This window comes from Alkalibacterium sp. m-11 (assembly GCF_054658155.1).
Genome location: NZ_BAAGIR010000455.1, coordinates 1 through 284, shown reverse-complemented (window position 1 = coordinate 284; position 284 = coordinate 1). Strand labels below are relative to the sequence as shown.

Annotated in this window: 1 protein-coding gene; it reads right to left on the bottom strand. The window is 44.4% G+C overall.

Annotated features, from left to right (window positions below):
* Window positions 1-284: transposase (locus ACYQ2O_RS13165; protein ID WP_459796831.1), on the bottom strand; the 284-nt coding region annotated here is incomplete at both ends.

Below are 284 nucleotides of genomic sequence, written 5' to 3'. Positions count from 1 at the left end.
CATCGCCGATGCTTTTTGCTAGTTTATGGTTCTTCATCAGGTTCTGGGTGGACAACGTTTCGATTACGATGACTTGGTTTTCGTCTGTAATTTTCTTCGTTAGTTTGTGCAAGAAATCCTTCCGCTGATTAGCAATCTTTTCGTGTTTCTTGGCGACTTGCAGGCGGGCTTTGCTCCGGTTCTTCCCGCCTTTTTGTTTGCGGGACAACGAACGCTGGGCTTTCTTGAGTTGCTTTTCTGCTTTATATAATTGTTTGGGGTTTTTGTGTTTCTCTATCTCGCCT